Below are 17,636 nucleotides of genomic sequence, written 5' to 3' on the forward strand. Positions count from 1 at the left end.
TTCCACTTAGCTAAAACTAGGGAGGATATCAATTTGAATCAAAATATTTTAGAATCGTATGGCTGGGATTCTTTTTTTGAGGAACAAGCTGTAGAGAAATTTGAAGTAGGTCGTATTTTACTTGAGCATAAGCATATATATCGCATTATTTGTAACGATGGTGAATATATGGCAGAACTGTCTGGGAAGTTTCGGCATGAAGCAGTAACGAAGGGAGATTATCCAGCTGTTGGTGATTGGGTGTATATAAAGAAAATAGAGAATGAAAAGAAAGCTATCATTCATAGTATTTTTCCGAGAAGAAGCTCTTTTTCTAGACAAGAGGCTGGTACTCGAACGGAAGAACAAGTAATAGCAGCGAATGTAGATTATCTATTTTTAGTGAATGCACTTAACCATGATTTTAATGTAAGAAGAATGGAACGTTATTTACTTTTAGCGTATGAAAGCGGTGCAATGCCTGTAATTGTTTTAACAAAGAGTAGTTTATGTGAGGACATGGAACAGAAAATTGTTGAAACGGAAGCTGTGGCAATTGGTGTCCCAATCTTCGTCGTTGATAGTTTAGAGCATACTGGTATTGAATCGTTGCAGCAATTTGTTTCTTCAGGGAAAACAATTGCTTTAGTCGGATCATCCGGTGTTGGGAAATCCACTTTGTTAAATGCACTTATAGGAATTGAAGTAGCAAAAACGGGAGATATTCGTGAGGAAGATAGTAAAGGAAGACATACGACAACTCATCGTGAATTGTTCCGATTACGGAGTGGTAGTTTAGTTATTGATACTCCCGGCATGAGGGAATTGCAACTTTGGGAAGGAAGCGAAGCGATTCAAACAACATTCTCTGATATTGAAAAACTCGCGACAACATGCCGTTTTCGTGATTGTAAGCATGAGAATGAACCAGGATGCGCGGTGCATAGTGCAATTGATAACGGACTTATTACGATAGATCGTTTGAAAAGCTATAAAAAATTACAAAGAGAACTGGCGTATTTTATGAGAAGACAAGATGCAATCCTTGCCAGAGCAGAGCGTGATAAGTGGAAAAAGCTTTCTAAACAACATAAAAAAATGTAAAAACCAAAGGGTGCCCTTTGGTTTTTTCTATTTGTAAATTTTATAATAATATTATTTATATATATAGACAAAGAGAAATTAATTGTTTAAACTTTACAAAGTATTCATCATAATAGGTTATGAAAATAATAATTAGGGATTGGGAAATATTAATAATTAACTCAATTTAACTTTTAAATTTGAAAATTAGGAGGTTCATAATGGGTAAACTATTAAATTTGTTTCGTGATATGAAAGTAGCAAAAAAGCTATTAATTTCATTCTTTGTAATTTTAATTGCGGCTGTGTCTATTATCGGAGGCATGTCTTATCAAACAGCCAAAAAGAATTTTGAATCACAAATTAAGAGTAGTGCCAACGACAATATAAAAATACTGGATAATTTAATCAATCAAATGATTGATGCAAAATTTAATGATGTGAATAATTTTGCACGGGTGATTCAGGGGAATATGTATCAAGGAGATAATCAGGATGAATTAAGAAAAATATTATCTCAATATATAAATTTAAATAAAGATGTTGAACAAGTATATGTTGCCGGAAATGATAAAAAATTTGTGCAAGAACCAAATATACAAATGGCAGCAGATTATGATCCAACAGCACGACCTTGGTATAAAGATGCAGTGGCAAAACAAGGTGGTATTGTTGTTACTGAGCCGTATAAGGCAAAAGGAAATGGACATATTGTCGTAACAATCGCAAAACAAACAGAAGATAAAAATGGGGTTGTTGCGCTAGATTTAAGTTTAGATAATTTATTAAAAACATCAAAGTTAATTAATATTGGTAAAAAAGGATATGCCTTCATTTTAGATGGAAAGCAAAAAATAATTGCTCATCCACAAGAAAAATCAGGAGAAAAAGCGGCTGATTCTTGGGCAAAGAAAATTTATGAAGATAATCACGGTGCTTTTTCATATTCTTATGGTGGTAGTGAAAAGAATATGGTATTTGCTACAAATGTAAAAACAGGTTGGAAAATTGGTGGGACTATGTACTCAAGTGAAGTAATTGAAGCTGCTCAACCTGTATTTTATAATATGTTAATTGTTATGCTTATCTCATTAGTAATAGGTGGAGCACTTATTTATTTTGTAACACTTTCAATTACGAAGCCTTTAAAGAGATTAGTTGTTACCTCTAAAGAAATAAGTGAAGGGGATTTAACGCAAACAATTGAAATTCATTCTAATGATGAAATCGGCCAACTTGCTAAAGGCTTTAATGAGATGACGAATTCGTTACGGACGTTAATCGGAAGAATTAACGATTCAGCTGGGCATGTTGCAGCGGCATCAGAAGAGCTAACTGCAAGTGTAAGGCAAGCAAGTGAAGCGACTGAGCAAATTACAATCGCAATGGATGAAATATCAAGTGGGGCAACGACGCAAACAACAAGCGTAGAAAATGGTGCTATGTTGCTATTTGATGTAACGGAAGGAATTCAGCATGTAGCAAATAGTTCATCATCTATTAATACGGCTTCCGCACATACTCGTGAAAAAGCAGAAGATGGTGGGAAACTAGTAGGAAGAACAGTAAACCAGATGCAGTCTATTGCAGAATCTGTGTCACAATCAGATGCAGTTATACAATTACTAAATAATAAATCAAAACAAATTGGTGATATTTTAGAAGTAATTCAAAATATTGCAGATCAAACAAACCTTCTAGCTCTAAATGCGGCGATTGAAGCTGCAAGAGCCGGTGAGCATGGAAGAGGTTTTGCGATTGTTGCAGATGAAGTACGTAAATTGGCAGAGCAGTCTAGCGTATCTTCTAGTGAAATTAGTAAATTAATATGTGAAATACAAGATGATATGGGTAAGACAGTCAAATCTATGAATCATGTAAATGAGGAAGTTCAATCTGGACTTGTTATCGCAAATGAAACGAAGCAAAACTTTGCTGAAATTTTACAATCTACAAATGAAATAGCTAATCAAATTAAGACGATGGTTGAAACGGCTAATGGAATGTCAAAAGGGGCAAATGAAGTATCTATTTCGGTAGGACAAATTGCAATGACAGCACAAAATAATGCAACAAGCACACAAAATGTTGCGGCTTCAGCTGAAGAACAGCTAGCTTCGATGGAGGAAATTGGATCCGCAGCGGGCACGTTATCTCAAATGGCTGAAGAGTTACAAGGACTAATTGACAGATTTAAAGTTTAACAGAGAACAGGCTGTCCCTAAAATAGAAGTATGTATTGGGAGAGTCTGTTTTATTATGTAAATTTAAATGTGGGATGTAGAGTCCTCTTATGACGTTTAAAATGGTATTTTGCATAATATTTGTCGAAAAATAGAGGTATTTGTTAGCTTTGTGTATAATTGTTAACCTATAGAATACAAATAAAAGGAGAGTATTATGGGAGTGTACTGGGGGACAAAAAGACATTCTTGGCTTAGTTACGTTTCATTTTGGCTAAGTATTTCATTTTTTATTGTTTTTCTAATTGAAGTGTTTATATTAAAAACACTTTCGAATAGCTCGGTGCAAATTGTTAAATATTTTTATTTTATACTTGTGCCAGTAAATATTTTTCTTAGTTTAAAGTTACTATTTAAGAAGAATGAAAAGAAAGCGTTACCTATTTTTAGTTTCATTGTCTCATTATTATTCGCAATTTTAATAATCGTATTAGTTTTAGCAGCTATAGGGAAGTTCTTTTAAGGGGAGTGGTATAAGTCACTCTCCTTTTTTATTTGTGTTAGTCTTACTATATGTAAAAGTGTGAATGCTGTAAGCTAATAAAAGCGGACAGTAGAGAATATTTGCATTGATTAAAGTCTGATGTTATTTGAACTTGTAAGAGAGTATGGAGTAATGAGGTAATATACATAATAATGGAGATAGAATTAGTTGTTTTATAAGTATGTATGAAACAAATGAATACGGTAAGAACGGTGATATATGGTACAATAGCTATGGATAGTGATAGAGATAAAGGGTATATAAAATACTCATCGTTTTTAGTAAGAGAGGGGTTATCTTATGCTATACGAGGATTTGGAGACATTATTTCAAACAGCTCCGAAAGAAGATAGAGGCGGATGGAAATATATAATCCAAGAACAAAATGATACATATAAAATTGTTGATGAAATTCTGAAAAATCAAATGAGTGTCGAATTGTATTTTAATGAATACGATGAGGTGAAAATCACTTTATATAAAGATGGAATTCCCATTACGACTATGCAAAGAATTGCGATTTCAAAAGTTGAATTAGACGAAGATGAAGAGGGTATTCAATTTGTTTTAGAGCGCATGCCTAGTCGAATGATTCGGTTGCAATTAAAGCCATATTTAGCATTAGAAATGGGGCCGTACTGGGAAGTATGTGATGATTGTGAATGAACATAAAAAAGCATCCAATAACATGGATGCTTTTTTATGTTTTTTGAAGTTGTTTAAATGCAATGATTGGAAGTATAACAATACTTACCCATCCGATGATAGGATATAGAATGTGAAGTAAGTCACTGTAACCGATGTAACTAAAGCAATAACTAATTAGTAAAATAAAGAAAATAATATTGTTATTTTTCCACCCAGTAATAGATTGCATCTGTTTTGTCATTCCGAACACATTACCAACTAAAGTTGTGAAAACTTCACCGAAAATAATGAGAACGAAGAAGAAGTGAAAAGTTGCATTAAATCTTCTTATGACTTCAGCCATTGGGATGTTATATTGATAAAATTGATCGACTGATAAGATTGCTAAATGGCTGCATAATAAAATTAAAGAAAGTCCAGCACCCCCTAAAATCCCACCCCAAAAAATGGCTTTTCGATCCTTAACTTCACTGGCTAATGGGACGAGAACACTTTGGGCGAGAGAAAGATTTAAGGCGACATATGTAATAGGGCTAGTAATCCATTTCATATTCCAACTCTCTGCAGGAATAGTGTTATTAATGGAAGGTGTACCGTGAAAAAAGGTTGTAATAGCAAGTCCGATAATAAAAATCATCATAATAGGTACGACAAGTGTATTTACTTCAAAAACACCTTGTAATCCGCGGCTACTTATAATGAGACAAGCGATAACTGTAATGAGAATACCGAGTTGTCTTGGTAAGCGAAGTTGCTCTTCAAATACTGCACCAGCCCCTGATAACATAACGCTCGTTACGCCGAATAAAACGAGTAATAATAATGTGTTTACAACATTCCCAAATACATCCCCAAATAAATATTTGTTAAATTCTTGCGCTGAAAATGCCCCAATTTGCGATGAAAGTAACATCATCTTTGTGCCGAGCCAAATAAAAAAAAATCCACTTACACATATGCCAATTGTCCCATATAATCCATTCACTGTGAAAAATTCAACAATTTCTCGTCCAGTAGCAAATCCAGCTCCAACGACAGTTCCGATATAAGTAGCAGCTACTTTCTTTGCTACTTGCCATTGTTGATTGTCCATGTTATCCCTCTTTCTACTATGATGAGCTTGATGTACTATTATGCATATGTATGAGCTTGGACAATTAGACGTATGAAGTGTTTGAAAAAATACATGAATTAAATGATATTAGGGAAGTATTAAAGGTGTTAAAACTTTGTTACATATAAGCCGATTGTTCGAAAGGAAAGGGAATGTATGGTAAAATGTAATTAGGTTATTAAAAGATAAACATTACAAAATGATAAGAGGAGTGGGTTGTATGAGTACGAAAACAAATGTTGTTGAAGTATTAAACAAGCAGGTAGCAAACTGGAATGTGTTATATGTGAAACTACATAATTATCACTGGTATGTGACAGGGCCACACTTCTTTACATTACATGAGAAATTTGAAGAGTTTTATAATGAAGCTGGAACGTATATTGATGAGTTAGCAGAACGTATTTTAGCTTTAGAAGGTAAACCATTAGCGACAATGAAAGAATATCTCGCAACATCTAGTGTCAGCGAAGGGACAAGCAAAGAATCTGCAGAAGAAATGGTGCAAACATTAGTGAATGATTATTCTGCACTTATTCAAGAATTAAAAGAAGGTATGGAAGTTGCGGGCGAAGCTGGCGATGAAACATCAGCTGACATGTTGTTAGCAATTCATACAACATTAGAACAACATGTATGGATGCTAAGTGCATTCTTAAAATAACGATAAATATATAGAAACCCATTGAAAAATTATTTCAATGGGTTTTTTTATGATTTTTCAGTTTTCTTTTATGCTATAATATAGTAAAAAGGAGGCGATGCGATGTTTCGCTTTTTCAGAACTGGAAAAGAAGAGCGGGAAATTACGAAAGATGAATTAGAACAAGCGATGGCTCAGTTTTTAGAAACGAATGCTAATATTGTTTATACAGTATTAGTAAATGACGATTATACAGTGAATTATGATTTGTTAAAACCGTATTTACCTGCATTTCCAACAAATGATTTTCTCATAACGAAGGAAACGCTTGAGGTATTTGAACATACAGCAGAAAATTTAAACCTAGTGAAAGAAATTGATGTCGTACAAAAAGCAGTAGATCAATACGTAACAGAAAAAGAAATGTTCCCAATTGTTGAAGGTAGCGAAGATCGCCTCATATGCGGAATGAAACTAGGACCTTACTTAAATCGTAGCTTAAAAAGAGACTTATATATTTCAGAAAAACATTATTTAGTTTCAAGTAAACCAGATAGAAAAAAACAAAAGAGCGGGTAGATGTAATGAAAACAACAATACATATATTGTTGTCTTTTTTTGTTTGTTAAAATATTGATTTTTCAGTCTATTTTCATTTATACTAAATGTATTGGACAGGGAAGAGTAACTATTAAGCATCATTCTGAGAATAAGATATTGTTAGCGTAGGTTATACAAAGTGGTATAAAGATTCGCAAAAAAATATTATAAAAGGTTTCGGGGGAATTGGTACATGAAAAATAGTATGACTTACATTCAATTATTAAATGAAACGTTACGTTGTTATGCAAATAAAGGAAGTTTTGAAGCGTACAATTATATAATGGAAAATGCTACAGGTGTAATAGGGAATGAGGCGCAAATATATAATTTTAAGTATGCGCTCGCAAGTGCATCGGGACTTGAAAAAGAAGCATTACATTTAATGAGAGAGGCCATTATAGAAAAGGGATTCTGGTATGGAAATGAGTATTTAATTTTGGACGATGATTTAAAATCACTACATAAATTTGAAGAATTTCATACAATGGTTCAATTATGTAAAGAAAGAGAAGGATTAGCACATAAAACGGAAAGACCAGACGTGAAATATATATACAGCAAGAAAGAGGGAAATCTACTACTTACATTACATGGTGACCAAGAAAATATTCAAATAGTAGAGCCATATTGGAAATCAGTTTTGACACAAGATTACACGTTAGCTTTACCACAGTCTTCACAAATTCAGTTTTCAGATGGATTTGTTTGGGATGATCTAGAGAGAGGGAAAGGGGAATTAAAAGAGCATTACAATAAGTTTATAGAAAATCATACAGTAGAAAATGTAATAATTGGTGGTTTTTCTGCAGGGGCAAGAGTAGCTTTATATACGATTTTACAAAAAGATATAGATGTAGATGGTTTTGTTTTTATGGCACCCTGGCTTCCCAAGATTGAAGAATGGGATGAGTTGTTGAGTGTGCTGCAGGATAAACATATAAAAGGATATATAGTATGCGGGGATCAAGATGAAGATTGTTTCGAATCCGTGCAGCAATTTGTGCAACTATTAAGAGATAAGAATATAGAACATAAGTATAAAGTTGTGCCTGACTTAGATCATAATTATCCTATTAACTTTGATGAGCTATTAAAAGAAGCTATTGAATATATAGGAAATGAAAACAATAAGTAGTAAGAAAAAGAGATGCATCATATGTGATGCATCTCTTTTTAGAATTATAAATTAAAAGCATTTGCTAGTAAGCGATAAGACTTTAATTTATGTTCGAATTGATGAGTAATCGTGACAATCATAAATTCGTCAGTATTGTATGCTTTGCTTAAGTTTATTATTTTTTCTTTTACAGAAGACGGATCACCAACAATCATACGTTGACGATTTTCTTTTATACGGAATAAATCATAAGCGCTGTATGAATAATTTTGAGCAGTTTCAATAGAAGGTGTACCAGTAGTTCGTTTTCCTTGCTCTAATAATAAGATTGATAAATCTAAACTAGAAGCAATTTTTTCTGCTTCTTCATTTGTTTCTCCGCAAATAACAAAAATAGCAACGATTGACTTTGGTTTATCTCCTAAAAATGAGGGCTGATATTGTTCTTGGTAAGCCCTCATAACTTCAGGGCCTCCAAAGCCATTAATAAATTGTGCAAATGCGAAAGAAGCTCCGTTGTTTGCAGCAATTTTAGCGCTCTCTCCACTAGAACCGAGCATCCACATTTCAGGAGATGTTGGGATAACTGGAGTGGCTTTTAAGTTTGCATAGTGATGGTTTTCTGGTACTTGATCATGTATGTACATTGCAACGTCTGCAATTTGTTCTGGATATTGATCAAGTGAGACCATTTTCCCTTCTTGAAGTGCGCGAGTTGCTATTGGCATACCACCAGGGGCTCTACCAACACCGAGATCGATACGATTTGGATACAGTGCTTCTAAAACACGGAAATTCTCAGCGACTTTATATGGGCTATAATGCGGTAACATAACACCACCTGAACCGACTCTAATATGGTCCGTTTTTGCGGCAATATGAGAAATAAGTATTTCTGGACTTGAACCAGCTAAGCCTACGGAATTATGATGTTCGGATACCCAAAAACGTGTGAATCCGAGTTTTTCAACTTCTTGTGCAAGCGTAACTGTATGTGAAAAAGCTTGGGCTGCTGTGCTACCATCTGAAATAGGTGATTGGTCTAATACACTTAACTTGATCATAGAATATACCTCTCAATCTTAATGTACATCCTATTATATATTTACTTATGAAAAATGCGTAGTGAAATGCTCAAAATGAAAAGCGGATAATCTTATTTCCGCTTTTAATGAGAAAATCCGCGTTCATAATGATTCATTTCGACTAGATTTAAAATATATTCATAGTTGTCAATTTCACGTTTTAGCTGTTCACGTTCTTTTGCAGATAGTGTCATATTGCTAAGTTTTTTACATAAGTTTTGTTTCTTTAATTCTAAATGTTTTTTTGTAGCATGGTAGTCATAAGTATGTTTCATTTTTAACCACTCCTTCTTTGCAGTTGCTATATTATACGAAGCATAAAGAAATATGAAATCTGTCTCTTATGTATTTTTAGTGAATATTCAAATTGCAATGGTGTTATGTTTATGGAGATCTATGAATAAAATGCACTAAACCACTAACGTCCATTTGATGAAATAAGGGGTGGAATTGTGCAGAAAGATATAATGTATAACACTGAAATGGATGAAGCGTTAAAAGTTATAGATAAAGGATTGAAGAAGACGATAAGTCCAAAACAAATTATTGTAGTGGGAGCTGGTATGGCTGGATTAGTTTCAGCATCTTTATTAAAGGCTGCAGGACATGATGTGAAAATTTTTGAAGCAAACAACCGGGTAGGTGGCCGTATAGAGACAGTTAGAATGGAAGATACCGGATTATATTTAGATGTGGGAGCAATGAGAATTCCGTATACACATAGGTTAACGATGGCATATATAAGAAAATTTGGGCTACAGGTGAGTCCTTTTATTAATAGGAATGAGACGGATATTATTTATGTAAATGGACGGAAAACGACGTTGAAACAATATGAAAAGGATCCGAGTATTTTAAGGTATCCTGTGGAAATGAACGAAGTGGGAAAAACGTCTGAAGAACTATTGTTATTAGCAGTACAGCCGATAATAAATTTTATTAAAAGAAATCCAGAGAAAAATTGGGATGTTGTAGTGAAGGATTTTGGGAGATATTCCACAGGACAATTTTTAAAGTATCATCCTTATCAGTATAATACTTACTTTTCGCCAGTAACAATTGAGATGATCGGTGTTCTATTAGATTTAGAAGGTTTTTTAGAGCGGTCGTTTGTAGAGACTTTACGATTTCTATACATTATGCAAGAGGAGAGCGGATTTTGTGAAATTATGGGCGGGAATGATAGATTACCAAAGTCATTTTTACCGCAATTAGAAGAAAATATTATATATAATCAAAAATTAATGAAGTTACATCAACACGATAATGGTGTGACAGCTTTCTATCGGAACGAGGAAACTTTTGAATATAGTAGTATTACAGGAGATTTAGTTATTGTTACTATCCCGTTTTCGACAATGCGTTTTGTAGAAGTAGATCCGTTTGATTCTATATCTCATGAAAAATGGAAAGCAATTCGTGAATTGCATTACATGCCTGCGACGAAAATAGGAATTCAATTTAAAAGCAGATTTTGGGAAGAACAAGGGCAATTAGGTGGCAGAATTATAACAGATTTGCCAATTCGTTATGCCTATTATCCAAGTCATGGAATTGGAGAAAAAGGACCTGCTATGATGTTAGGTAGCTATACATGGTCTTACGATGCATTGTTATGGGATGGTTTATCAAAAGGCGATCGTATTTATTACGCCTTACACAACTTAGCAACAATATTAGGTGGTCAAGTGTATGATGAGTTCATATCTGGAATATCAAAAAGCTGGACATTGGATCCGTATGCGCTTGGAGGATTTGCGCTTTTTCAAGCAGGTCAAGAATCTGAGCTACAACCAGCGATTGTCAAACCAGAGGGGAGAATATTCTTCGCTGGAGATCATACAACGCTATATCACGGATGGATTCAAGGTGCGATTGAATCTGGAATTTTTGTAGCGATGGAAGTGAATGAGTAAAATGTTTTTAATTCAGAAAATTCTTTACTATATAAATTGAGATGGATATTATTATATATAAAAGAATTATAGGGAGTGTTTACAGTGAATCCGTTATTATTCGATTTTCCTTCTGAATTTTATACTGACAGGCTTTTTATTCGAATGCCGAAACCAGGAGATGGTAAAGTTGTATATGATGCAATTCAAGCTTCAATACAAGAACTAAAACCTTGGATGGCTTTTGCACAAAAAGAGCAAACAGAGGAAGAAATAGAAGAGAGTATTAGAAAATCGCATATTCAATTTTTGCAACGTGAGGATTTAAGATTACTAGTATTTTCGAAAGAAACAGGTGAATTTATTGCTTCTGCCGGATTACATCGTATTAATTGGGATATACCTCAATTTGAAATCGGATATTGGATTGATACAAGGTTTAGCGGAAAAGGCTATATGGTAGAGGCTGCGAAAGGTATAACGGATTATGCTTTTTCTGAATTGAAAGCAAACCGTGTAGAAATTCGTTGTGATTCTCTAAATAAAAAGAGTAGAGCGATACCTGAGAAATTGGGCTTTAAATTAGAGGGGATTTTAGAAAGTGCGAGTATTGCAGTAGATGGAAATGGATTAAGGGATATGTGTGTATTTGCAATGACGAGAAATACATATAAAAAAGAAGAGCTGTAAAGAAACAGCTCTTCTTTTTGTGTATTATGGTACAGGATGTCCATTAGAGCTTTCGAAAATTGTAAACCATTGTTGACGATCTAATTTAACGTTTGTAGCAAGAGCGGCCGTTTTTACACGATCTAATTTACCAGATCCAACGATTGGCATCATGTTAGCTGGATGCGCAAGTAACCAAGCATACATAACCGTATCGATACTAGTAACACCTAGCTCAGTAGCAACTTTTTGCACAGTTTCACGTACACGTACGGCGCGTTCTGATTGACCAGTAAAGATTTCCCCACCAGCAAGAGGTGACCAAATCATTGGATTGATTCGTTTTTCTTGGCATAAATCAATTGTCCCTTTTTCAAAGTGCTCAAGCTGCAATGCAGAAACTTCAATTTGGTTCGTAATAAGCGGGAAATCTAAGTAAGAACTTAACATATTAAATTGTGAAGGTAAGAAGTTAGATACACCGAAGTGACGAACTTTTCCTTCTTGTTTTAATTGTGAAAATGCCTTTGCCACTTCATTTGGATCCATAAAAGGATCGGGACGATGAATAAGTAATACGTCAATATAATTTGTATGTAAATTTTTAAGTGATGCTTCTACACTTTGCATAATATGCTCTGCACTAGTATTGTAGTGAGCAACATATCGCTCTGGAAATTTCGGTGATGGGGGAGCGATTCCACACTTTGTAATAATTTGCATGTTTTCTCGTAAGGAAGGCTTTAATTGTAAAGCTTCGCCAAATAACCCTTCACACGTATATCCGCCGTAAATGTCAGCGTGATCAAAAGTAGTAATTCCCATATCCATACAATCTTCAATGAAAGAAAGTAATTCTTGTTTCGTCATATTCCATTCTGCTAAACGCCAAAATCCTTGAATAATACGAGAGAATTCTAGCGTTTCATTCATTTGAATTCGTTCCATTATAAGTACCCCCTTGATGAATGATTATTATTTTGAAAAGGCTTTCTTACTACGTATTATTATATAGTTTGGGGGGCGTACATACAATAAATATGTTTTGCTAAAAAAATGATTTTCTCTATATGCTATAATGTAGAAACATATAGCTATAAGGAGATGTAAGGAATGATTCCAGTAACAATATTAACTGGTTTTCTTGGATCAGGGAAAACGACTTTATTAAATCGTATTTTATCAGAAAATCACGGTAAGAAATTAGCGGTGATTGTAAATGAAATAGGGCAAATTGGCATTGATAATCAGTTGATTATGAATGTAGAAGAAGAAATTATGGAAATGACAAATGGCTGTTTATGCTGTACTGTACGTGAAGATTTACTTGTTGCTTTAAAACAGTTACTGGACGTAAAAGCAGAAGGGAAAATGGATTTTGATGGTTTAGTAATTGAAACGACTGGACTTGCAAATCCAGGGCCGATTATTCAAACATTCTTTTTAGATCCAGTCATTCAATCTGCATACCAAATTAACGGTGTTGTAACGGTGGTAGATAGTTATCATATACATAAACATTTTGAAAAAGGATTAGAGGCAAAAGAGCAAATTGCGTTTGCGGATGTCGTTTTAGTAAATAAATTAGATTTAATTGAAGAGAGTGAGAAAGAAAATCTCTTGCATGAAATTCAAGGAATTAACCCGACTGCAAAGTTAATTGAGGCGACTAACTGTGAGGTAGATATACCATCTTTATTACAAATCCAAACGTTTAAAACGAAAGATACGTTGCAAATTTACCCTCATAAAGAACATAATCACTTAGAAGGTGTGAAATCATTTGTATTACGTGAAGAACGTCCGCTGGATTTACAAAAGCTTAATGAGTGGATGTCAGCTGTCGTTCAAGAGCTAGGGGAATATTTATATCGTTACAAAGGAATTTTATCGATAGATGGAGTAGATAAACGTATCGTTTTCCAAGGTGTACATACTTTATTTGCCGCTTCGTACGATAGAGAGTGGCAAGAGGGTGAAGAGCGAGTAAGTGAAGTAGTTTTCATCGGAAGAGATATTAATAAAGAGTGGTTCCAAGAACATTTTCAGGAGTGTGTGAAATAAGTCTGCGTAAATTGCAGGCTTATTTTTTATGAACATTCTATTAGATTGCAAAACAGAATTAAATAAGGGAAAGAAATTAAAAATTGATAAATGTATAATAAAAAGCCTGTTTTCACAGGCTTGTATTTTCGTCTATTAGTAACTCCATTACAACACCTACAACTGGACCTTCATCATCAATATCACCATTTAAGCGGAAACCAAATGATTCATACAGTCCCATTGCAAGTTTGTTGTCTGGATGTAAACTTAAGTAAATTATTTTGCATTCAAATTTTTCTTGTAAGAATTGAATGAGTAAGCGAAGGAAACGTTTTGCGTATCCTTTTCCTTGATATTGTTGGTCAATCATAAAGCGATCGAGCCATACACTTTTATGTTTTACTGAATACCATCCATACATTGCATAACCTACAAGTGTTTCTCCATCATATAAACCTACTGACGTTCCGTTTCCTTCATATAATGATTCTGCTAAAGAAAACGCGTTACTTTCAATAAATTGTTGCTGATCTTTTGTGACGTTTAAAGCAACTACTGAACGCCAATTTTTTGCTGTTACTTCACAAATGTGAAGATTCATAATTCCAACTCACCTTCTAAATTAATATAGCTTTAAAGCTAATATGGATAATTTTACTTGTTATTTTGGTCAAGTCAAGGATAAATACATAAAAAGGCAGCTGAATACCAGATTCAGCTGCCTAGAAAATATAATGGATTAGTTTGTTGCTTCTTTCAATGTGTTTACGTTTTCTTCCATTAAAGTGAAGTAATCTTTATTATTTTTCGCATCATCTTCAGAAATAGTAGCTAAGTGATTTAAGCGTAAAACTTTTGTACCAGTTTCTTTTTGAATTACGGATGCTACTTTTGGAGTAGAGAACGTTTCGAATAAAATATATTTTAGACTATGTTCTTTTACTGTTTTTGTAATGTCAGCAAGCTGCTTTTGAGATGGTTCATCAGAAGCTGAAATTCCAGCGATAGGAATTTGTTTTAGGCCGTATCGTTGTTCCCAGTAACCATAGGCAGCATGAGAAACTAAAATTTCTTTCGTTTTTGCGTTCGCTACAGCTGCCTTAAATTGATCGTCTAAATCAGTAAATTTAGTTTGAAGTGCGGCGAAGTTTTTTTCGAATTCTTGTTTATGTTCAGGTTGTAATTCTACAAGTGCATTTTTAATTTTTTCCGCCTGTTTCATTGCTAGAGTAGGATCTAACCAAACATGCGGGTCTTTATCGTGATGATGTTCATCTTCTTTATGGCCATCTCCATGATCATGATGCTCTTCTTCAGTAGAAGCACGAAGCTCAATACCTTTAGATGCATTTACAATTTTAACATTTTCTTTTTGTAATGTTTTTTCCATTTTTTCAGCAAATGGTTCTAATTCAGCGCCGTTATAAACGAATAAATTAGCTTTTGCAACTTGTACTGTTTGTTTTTGACTTGGTTCAAATGTATGTGAATCTGCACCAGGTGGGTAAATTGCTTCAACATTTACATAGTCGCCACCGATTTTCTTTGCGAAATCAGCAAGTGGGAAAATCGTTGTATAAACTGTTAGCTTTCCATCTTTCTTGGCATTACTTTCTTTTTTATTTGAGCAGCCAGCGAAAATTAAGGTAAAAATAAGTAAGAATGAAAATATAGTCAATCTTTTAGGCATGAAGTTCTCCTCTTTTCTTTTTTACGGATATATTTTCCCCAATTATAGAAGAAAAATATCATTTTAATACAAAACGGAATAATTACGTTTTAGTTTGCGAACTTAGTATAATACATCTTTAATAAAGTTGCAATAAATAATAATCATTCCGATTTGTTTTTGTTATAAAGTTGTCAAATATAAGGGTATTATTTTTGCAAATGCATGCATATGTGACAACGCTGTTTTCATATATTGAAAAGGAGGTTAAAGAGGGGGGTGAGCGTTTGGGTTACTTAATGGAAGCTATTTTATTAATATTAGCGGTAGTATTGCCATTATCTTTTGTATTAATTTTTTTAAGAAGATTAATAAGTAATTTAGGGGACGCTACAACAATAACGAAATTACAAGAGAGAGATGAGAAAAAAGAGTAAGTAAAACACTATGCGTACGCATAGTGTTTTACTTGTGGTAAAATAAGATCAGGAAACTCCTAAAGGTTGTATTTTACTGAAGGAGAGAAAAGTAAAATAAGAGGTATATGCATATATGAATAAGCGAACAGCGTTAATACTTGGTGCAAGTGGTTTAGTTGGACAAGAGATAACGCGTCTATTACTTGAATCAGATTACTATGATTCGGTTACTATTTTTGTAAGAGATCCAATGCAATGGCAACATGAAAAGTTACAGCAGAAACAAGTTGATTTTTCGGTATTAGAGGAATATAAAGAGTTCTTTGCTGTGGATGATGTTTTTAGTTGCTTAGGAACAACAATAAAAAAAGCAAAAACAAAAGCAAATTTTAAAAAAGTAGATTATGAATATACGTTACGAGCTGCTTGTTTAGCTGAAAAACAAGGGGTACAAAATTTCCTTGTTGTGTCTTCTATGGGAGCGAATCCTAAATCATTTTTCTTTTATTCACAAGTGAAAGGAAAAATGGAAGAAGAATTGCAAAAGTTAGTGATCGGTGGTATTCACATTTTTAGACCATCATTATTAGTAGGAAATCGACAAGAATTTCGTTTCGGTGAACGAATGGCTGAAAAGTTATCTCGTATTATTCCTTTTATCTTTAAAGGGGCTTTCAAAAAGTATAAACCAATTTCAGCTAAAGATGTGGCGAAAGGGATGTATATAACCGCGCTGCGAGAAGAATCGGGTATCCATACTTATAATTCAAATGAAATTACAACGATAGAATAAATAAAGCCGAGAAGAATGACTTCTCGGTTTTATTTATTCGTATGAATTTTTCCTGGTGCTCGCTTATATTGGTGAGGTTCTTGCAATTCAAAGCCAAGTTCATTGGCTGCTATTCTCGGGAAGTACGGGTTGCGAAGTAACTCACGTCCGATGAAAATTAAATCTGCTTCGTTATCATTTAAAATTTGCTCTGCTTGAGATCCAGTCGTAATCAATCCAACTGCACCAGTTGCAATCTTAGTATACTCTTTAATATGTTTGGCGTATTGTACTTGGTAACCAGGATACACATCAATATGTGCTGGTACAACTGCACCAGAACTACAATCGATTAAATCTATTCCCTGTTCTTTCATCCACTTTGTATACTGAACATAATCTTGAACTGTTAGTCCGTCAGGGTGATAATCATTTGCTGAAATACGAACGAATATTGGTCCGTCCCAAACTTTATTTACAGAGTCGATGATTTCGCGTAAGAAGCGATAGCGGTTTTCAGGTGAGCCGCCGTATTCATCCGTTCGTTTATTAGTAAGTGGTGATAGGAATTCATTGATAAGGTAACCGTGAGCGCCATGTAGTTCGATAACATCAAATCCGGCTTGTTTTGAACGTAACGCGGCCCTCTGAAAAGCTAATATAGTCTCTTTGATTTGCTGTATATTCATTTCTACTGGTATTTTCATCGTATCACTAAAAGGAATTGCAGAAGGAGCGAAAGCATTCGTACCTAATTCAGCTTTTCTTCCGGCGTGAGCGAGTTGAATGGCAGCTTTTGCACCGTTATCATGTATAAAAGTAGTCGTTTTATGTAAGCCTTCAATTAGGTTGTCATCCCAAATGCCTAAGTCTTTGTTAGAAATTCGTCCTTCAGCTAAAACGGCAGTTGCTTCAACCATAACTAAACCTACTTGGCCAGCAGCGCGAGTTCCATAATGAATGAGATGGAAATTCGTAACGCGGCCATCTTCATTCCCCGATGAATACATACACATAGGCGACATAACGATACGATTTTTTAGTGTAACGTTCTTAATTGTATAAGGTGAAAAAAGCTTGGAATTCATCAAATGGCCTCCTTGATTGAATTTTCTTATATTTTACCATTCTCTTTTTTGTTTCTCTAATAAAACGCTTATACGAAAA

Annotated in this window: 19 protein-coding genes; 12 read left to right on the forward strand and 7 right to left on the reverse strand. The window is 34.2% G+C overall.

Annotation, left to right across the window (positions count from 1 at the left end; translation table 11 throughout):
• Positions 1 to 33: 33 nt before the first annotated feature.
• The 4 genes from rsgA (at position 34) to NZ044_RS10000 (ending at position 4,455) form a co-directional block, all read left to right on the forward strand.
• Complete coding sequence (gene rsgA / locus NZ044_RS09985; protein ID WP_118961791.1) at positions 34 to 1,083, forward strand: ribosome small subunit-dependent GTPase A; 1,050 nt, start codon at positions 34 to 36, stop codon at positions 1,081 to 1,083.
• Between the two features lie 200 nt (positions 1,084 to 1,283).
• Positions 1,284 to 3,266 carry a HAMP domain-containing methyl-accepting chemotaxis protein gene (locus tag NZ044_RS09990; protein WP_000517283.1) on the forward strand — a complete coding sequence of 661 codons (1,983 nt, stop codon included), beginning with the start codon at positions 1,284 to 1,286 and terminating at the stop codon, positions 3,264 to 3,266.
• Positions 3,267 to 3,462: 196 nt separating this feature from the next.
• Complete coding sequence (locus NZ044_RS09995) at positions 3,463 to 3,768, forward strand: hypothetical protein (protein ID WP_000539571.1); 306 nt, start codon at positions 3,463 to 3,465, stop codon at positions 3,766 to 3,768.
• Positions 3,769 to 4,089: 321 nt separating this feature from the next.
• A complete protein-coding gene (locus NZ044_RS10000) occupies positions 4,090 to 4,455 on the forward strand; it encodes a DUF3979 family protein (protein ID WP_000965064.1) in 366 nt (121 codons plus the stop codon).
• A 34-nt stretch (positions 4,456 to 4,489) separates the two neighbouring features.
• Here the strand turns inward: NZ044_RS10000 and NZ044_RS10005 are convergent, their stop codons facing one another.
• Entirely contained in the window at positions 4,490 to 5,530 is a 1,041-nt protein-coding gene (locus NZ044_RS10005) for a YkvI family membrane protein (protein WP_000370209.1), read from the reverse strand.
• A 241-nt stretch (positions 5,531 to 5,771) separates the two neighbouring features.
• Between NZ044_RS10005 and NZ044_RS10010 the strand changes: the two genes are divergently transcribed.
• The 3 genes from NZ044_RS10010 (at position 5,772) to NZ044_RS10020 (ending at position 7,932) form a co-directional block, all read left to right on the forward strand.
• Positions 5,772 to 6,215 carry a Dps family protein gene (locus NZ044_RS10010; RefSeq protein WP_000105199.1) on the forward strand — a complete coding sequence of 148 codons (444 nt, stop codon included), beginning with the start codon at positions 5,772 to 5,774 and terminating at the stop codon, positions 6,213 to 6,215.
• A gap of 102 nt (positions 6,216 to 6,317) precedes the next feature.
• Complete coding sequence (locus NZ044_RS10015; protein WP_000488205.1) at positions 6,318 to 6,773, forward strand: DUF3939 domain-containing protein; 456 nt, start codon at positions 6,318 to 6,320, stop codon at positions 6,771 to 6,773.
• 214 nt (positions 6,774 to 6,987) lie between these two features.
• A complete protein-coding gene (locus NZ044_RS10020; protein ID WP_098506285.1) occupies positions 6,988 to 7,932 on the forward strand; it encodes an alpha/beta hydrolase in 945 nt (314 codons plus the stop codon).
• Between the two features lie 44 nt (positions 7,933 to 7,976).
• Here NZ044_RS10020 and NZ044_RS10025 read toward each other — a convergent pair whose 3' ends face one another.
• Together NZ044_RS10025 and NZ044_RS10030 are read right to left on the reverse strand one after the other, a co-directional pair.
• Positions 7,977 to 8,978: an LLM class flavin-dependent oxidoreductase gene (locus NZ044_RS10025; protein ID WP_000594036.1), complete on the reverse strand. Its 1,002-nt coding sequence runs from the start codon at positions 8,976 to 8,978 to the stop codon at positions 7,977 to 7,979.
• A gap of 104 nt (positions 8,979 to 9,082) precedes the next feature.
• On the reverse strand, positions 9,083 to 9,274 hold the full coding sequence (locus NZ044_RS10030; RefSeq protein ID WP_000683363.1) for a DUF3896 domain-containing protein: 192 nt from the start codon (positions 9,272 to 9,274) through the stop codon (positions 9,083 to 9,085).
• A gap of 177 nt (positions 9,275 to 9,451) precedes the next feature.
• On the opposite strand from NZ044_RS10030, the gene NZ044_RS10035 reads away from it, so the two are divergent.
• Together NZ044_RS10035 and NZ044_RS10040 are read left to right on the forward strand one after the other, a co-directional pair.
• A complete protein-coding gene (locus NZ044_RS10035) occupies positions 9,452 to 10,915 on the forward strand; it encodes a flavin monoamine oxidase family protein (protein WP_001168122.1) in 1,464 nt (487 codons plus the stop codon).
• Between the two features lie 84 nt (positions 10,916 to 10,999).
• Entirely contained in the window at positions 11,000 to 11,584 is a 585-nt protein-coding gene (locus NZ044_RS10040; protein ID WP_001068739.1) for a GNAT family N-acetyltransferase, read from the forward strand.
• 24 nt (positions 11,585 to 11,608) lie between these two features.
• Here the strand turns inward: NZ044_RS10040 and NZ044_RS10045 are convergent, their stop codons facing one another.
• Positions 11,609 to 12,511: an aldo/keto reductase gene (locus NZ044_RS10045; RefSeq protein WP_098506282.1), complete on the reverse strand. Its 903-nt coding sequence runs from the start codon at positions 12,509 to 12,511 to the stop codon at positions 11,609 to 11,611.
• A gap of 165 nt (positions 12,512 to 12,676) precedes the next feature.
• Here NZ044_RS10045 and NZ044_RS10050 point away from each other — a divergent pair, with 165 nt between their 5' ends.
• Positions 12,677 to 13,627 (forward strand): CobW family GTP-binding protein, encoded by a 951-nt coding sequence (locus tag NZ044_RS10050; protein WP_000613427.1) that lies wholly within the window; start codon positions 12,677 to 12,679, stop codon positions 13,625 to 13,627.
• 112 nt (positions 13,628 to 13,739) lie between these two features.
• On the opposite strand, the gene NZ044_RS10055 is transcribed toward NZ044_RS10050, so the two are convergent.
• Together NZ044_RS10055 and NZ044_RS10060 are read right to left on the reverse strand one after the other, a co-directional pair.
• Positions 13,740 to 14,210 carry a GNAT family N-acetyltransferase gene (locus tag NZ044_RS10055; protein WP_001048684.1) on the reverse strand — a complete coding sequence of 157 codons (471 nt, stop codon included), beginning with the start codon at positions 14,208 to 14,210 and terminating at the stop codon, positions 13,740 to 13,742.
• A 138-nt stretch (positions 14,211 to 14,348) separates the two neighbouring features.
• Positions 14,349 to 15,299, reverse strand: coding sequence for a metal ABC transporter substrate-binding protein (locus tag NZ044_RS10060; RefSeq protein ID WP_001126157.1), 951 nt, complete (start codon positions 15,297 to 15,299; stop codon positions 14,349 to 14,351).
• 266 nt (positions 15,300 to 15,565) lie between these two features.
• Between NZ044_RS10060 and NZ044_RS10065 the strand changes: the two genes are divergently transcribed.
• Positions 15,566 to 15,715, forward strand: a complete 150-nt coding sequence (locus NZ044_RS10065; RefSeq protein ID WP_000540932.1) for a hypothetical protein — start codon at positions 15,566 to 15,568, stop codon at positions 15,713 to 15,715.
• 115 nt (positions 15,716 to 15,830) lie between these two features.
• On the forward strand, positions 15,831 to 16,490 hold the full coding sequence (locus NZ044_RS10070) for an oxidoreductase (protein WP_001042730.1): 660 nt from the start codon (positions 15,831 to 15,833) through the stop codon (positions 16,488 to 16,490).
• Positions 16,491 to 16,519: 29 nt separating this feature from the next.
• Here NZ044_RS10070 and namA read toward each other — a convergent pair whose 3' ends face one another.
• The gene (gene namA, locus NZ044_RS10075; RefSeq protein WP_001086172.1) at positions 16,520 to 17,557 is read right to left on the reverse strand and encodes an NADPH dehydrogenase NamA; all 1,038 of its coding nucleotides are present in this window, start codon (positions 17,555 to 17,557) and stop codon (positions 16,520 to 16,522) included.
• Between the last annotated feature and the right edge of the window lie 79 nt (positions 17,558 to 17,636).

The organism is Bacillus sp. FSL K6-1338, assembly GCF_038006965.1.
In the GTDB taxonomy this organism is placed as follows: Bacteria; Bacillota; Bacilli; order Bacillales; family Bacillaceae_G; genus Bacillus_A; species Bacillus_A thuringiensis_S.